Here is a 3,239-nt window from a genome sequence, read left to right on the forward strand (position 1 = left end):
TTTTTCAGGTTGATAAATATGTCTATCGAATCACGTAATAATATATATCGTTCATTATATTCAAATGCAGTTTCATAATCTTTACTTTCAAAGAATAAGACAGAAAACTCCCTATTCAATTGACACTGTATATACAAGTCAGAACTGTCCATAGCTTTATTCAAATAATAAAATGCAGAATCCGATAGTCCTACCTGTCGATATAAGTAACCTAACGAATAATATAAAGAATAGGATAGGTTATCTTCTTCTACCCCACTCATAGATTTATAAAGATATTCAACTGCTTCCGAATATGATGATTGACTTTCACAAATATTCCCTAGACAGACAAGAAGGCTCCTACTCAAATCATTCCAGCCATTCTCATCTGATATTTCCAATGATTTTTTTAAATAGGAAGTTGCACTATCTAATTGATTCTGATACTCATAAGACGATCCTATATCTCTCAATACAAAAGCCACACCCAATAAATTATTTGCTAATTTATAAGAATCATACGCTTTTTGATAACAAGATAAAGCATCTTCGTAAAACGAAGTCTTATCATACAAATCTCCCAAATGATTATAAATACGTGCCTGCAAATTATAATCAGTAGTTTGCAGTACCATTTCTTCCGCTTTTAAATAACTGATAATCGCTTTATCAAAAAGCAACATATCAGTCAAGACTCTTCCCTGGCAATAATAAGCTTGTGCCTTTCTCTCCATATTGTCAGTCTTTTCAAAATAATCCACTGCTACATTTATCAAAGAGTCAGATGTAGGAGTAATGATATTTTTATCCTGTGCCTGAGTCAACAATAAACACCAGAGAGCATTTTGTTCCTGTGAAAGATTTTCCGGATGTGCTATACTATCTAATAGTAATAACGCACTATCCGGTCTTTCATTCATGTATTTCTCTGCTTCAATCAATAAGGGAGATACACTTGTACCGTCACCGCAAGCCACCAGACAGAAAAAAAATAGCAGATTCAGAATTAGTTTAGGGTCTTTCATCATATACATTCAAATTATTGAATGCAAGGTAAAACTTTATTTTCATAAGATCAAAACAAATATCGATAAAAGCTTATAATTCTTCTCCACAAGTGATTTCACACAACAAACAATAGATTTCTTCACTTAGAAATTACTCCACAAAACATATTGTTCCCATTCCGGAATAACTGAACCATAAGAATATTGTGAACGTGAAACGACTCGAAGATTTTTAACCCAGTTAAATACTTTTTTAAATAGAATATCGCTAATCTCTATTGGTTCACAAACCGTTGCCGAATGGTAGTGAACATGCATCGTAAAAAAACAATCCGGTTTGCAAACCCTTTGTAATTCCATTCCTACTAGTTCTAAAGAATCGATATGATCAATTGCATTGACAGATATTACTACATCAAAAAAATTATCCTCAAAAGGTTGTTTTTCAGCATAAGCTTCTATAAAATGAACATCCGGATACAATTCATGTGGAAACCCTAAATCTCTATAAACAGACATTAACGGGTCCAAAGCATATAGTTCACATCCAGAAAAACAAGTAGCACTCGGCATAGGTCCCGCTCCTAGATCCAAAACCTTTTTCCCGGAAAATATCTGTGAATCCAACTGCAATACCTGCAAATATTTAATTTGTTGGTGTAACTTCGTCCAAGTCATAATTGCAGAGTGTATTGGATTTTCCAATACAATGCATTGCTCCGGCAACAGAGAAGAAGTTCCGTACAATTCAGATAACTTTCCTTCATACCACAATTTATATCGAGAAATTTCATTTTTCCAAAAAGCTATCTCCGAACTATATTTTTCATTTTTTCGAAAAGTATCTGTAAGCTTTCTCATGTCATAACCATTCTTTTGAATAAAATTCAACAGTTCTCCTGCAGATAAACTACAAATTTTCAAAAACATCTTCCGATTATGCATTTCAATGTCTCCTTCAGCATATTTTGAATTATCATTACGGGGATGATATAAATGGAATAAAGGTCCTGGTGATCTAAAAACAGGTAGTCTCAATATTTCCATTCGTTTAATACGTTCTGTATCTTCCGGACCCCACCCGTAAAAAAGTTCATTTTCACCACCTGCTGCCAAATAAGTCTTTCGGTTTACAAAAAAAGCTCCTCCGTTTGTATTTAGTCTATAAATACCATAATTGTTCAATGTTTCAGGAGAACAATTCTCTCTAAAACGATTTGAATCAGAAGGGGGAAGCCAACAGCAACGTCCGTCATAAGGATAGCTCATAACTGCTTTCTTTTTCTTAATAGCATCAACTGCCATTTGAATCTGTTCCTCTGCCACCCAAATATCTGTATCCCAAACACCAACAATCGGAGCCTCAACCATCTTTAGCATGTCATTCAGATATTTGGTACGATAAAAAACGGGATCAGAATCTATCTTAAACAGATAATATACATTCGAATATGAATGCTTGAATGTATAACGAGGTCGATCATCTCCCTCTATTATCCAAACCTTACTATTGGGTATGTTTGTCAATTTTTCCAATAAGAAATCCAAATTTCTCTCCCGATCGATTGAATCAATACGGATCGCAACAACAAAAGCCACCTCATCTCTTTCAATATTATCAATCGGAATCAAAGATTCAGTATTTGTCTGTAACCCAAGCAAAGTTGCTGTTCTTACTGGAAAAATATTCATCAAATGAATCTTTTTTACTTCCGAATAGATATCTCTGGAAAAATGATATCCACTTTTGATCGCATTAGTCAAACGATCTAACAAAAAAATCAGATTTTGACGAAAAATAATTTCTGACAAACAGTTAGTTGGTTCTCTGTTACATAAAATACGTATTCGAAAATAGTATAACCAATCTGCCCAATTCGCAATAGCTTCATCGGGACGACAAGTCAACTGCCAAAACAAAAAATGATCTACTTCTGCCAATATCTCATCTGCATCACCGTCTACATATTGGTGCTGTAGCAAATAAATAACGCCACAAGCAGTTCCTAACAATCCATTTCCCAATTCTATAGGCATTTCACAAGAGAGTCCCTTCAAAACAATATCTAATAATTCCTCGGCTTGCTTCTCTAATTGACTATCTTTGAACAATCGTGATTTTTGATAACAATCAATCACATTTATCATATCTGAAGATATTTTTTCTTTTATACCATTCATTATATAAAAATTTCATGTTTGCATTTTTCAAATTAAAACATTTCTATTCTAGAAAAAATGGATTAATAA

The 3,239-nt window shown here is 33.5% G+C and carries 2 protein-coding genes; both read right to left on the minus strand.

Annotated elements, in window-relative coordinates:
• Positions 1 to 1,010 (minus strand): tetratricopeptide repeat protein (locus tag DXA15_RS24705; RefSeq protein WP_158579716.1); only part of this gene is annotated, 1,010 nt, incomplete at its 3' end.
• A 123-nt stretch (positions 1,011 to 1,133) separates the two neighbouring features.
• Positions 1,134 to 3,170 (minus strand): methyltransferase domain-containing protein, encoded by a 2,037-nt coding sequence (locus DXA15_RS24710; RefSeq protein ID WP_128135807.1) that lies wholly within the window; start codon positions 3,168 to 3,170, stop codon positions 1,134 to 1,136.
• Positions 3,171 to 3,239 lie beyond the last annotated feature (69 nt).

This window comes from Parabacteroides sp. AM58-2XD, assembly GCF_003463685.1.
GTDB classification, from domain to species: domain Bacteria; phylum Bacteroidota; class Bacteroidia; order Bacteroidales; family Tannerellaceae; genus Parabacteroides; species Parabacteroides segnis.

Excerpts from the sequence above, each read along its gene's own strand:
- DXA15_RS24710 (WP_128135807.1), bottom strand. The coding sequence starts at position 3,170 with ATGAATGGTATAAAAGAAAAAATATCTTCAGATATGATAAATGTGATT.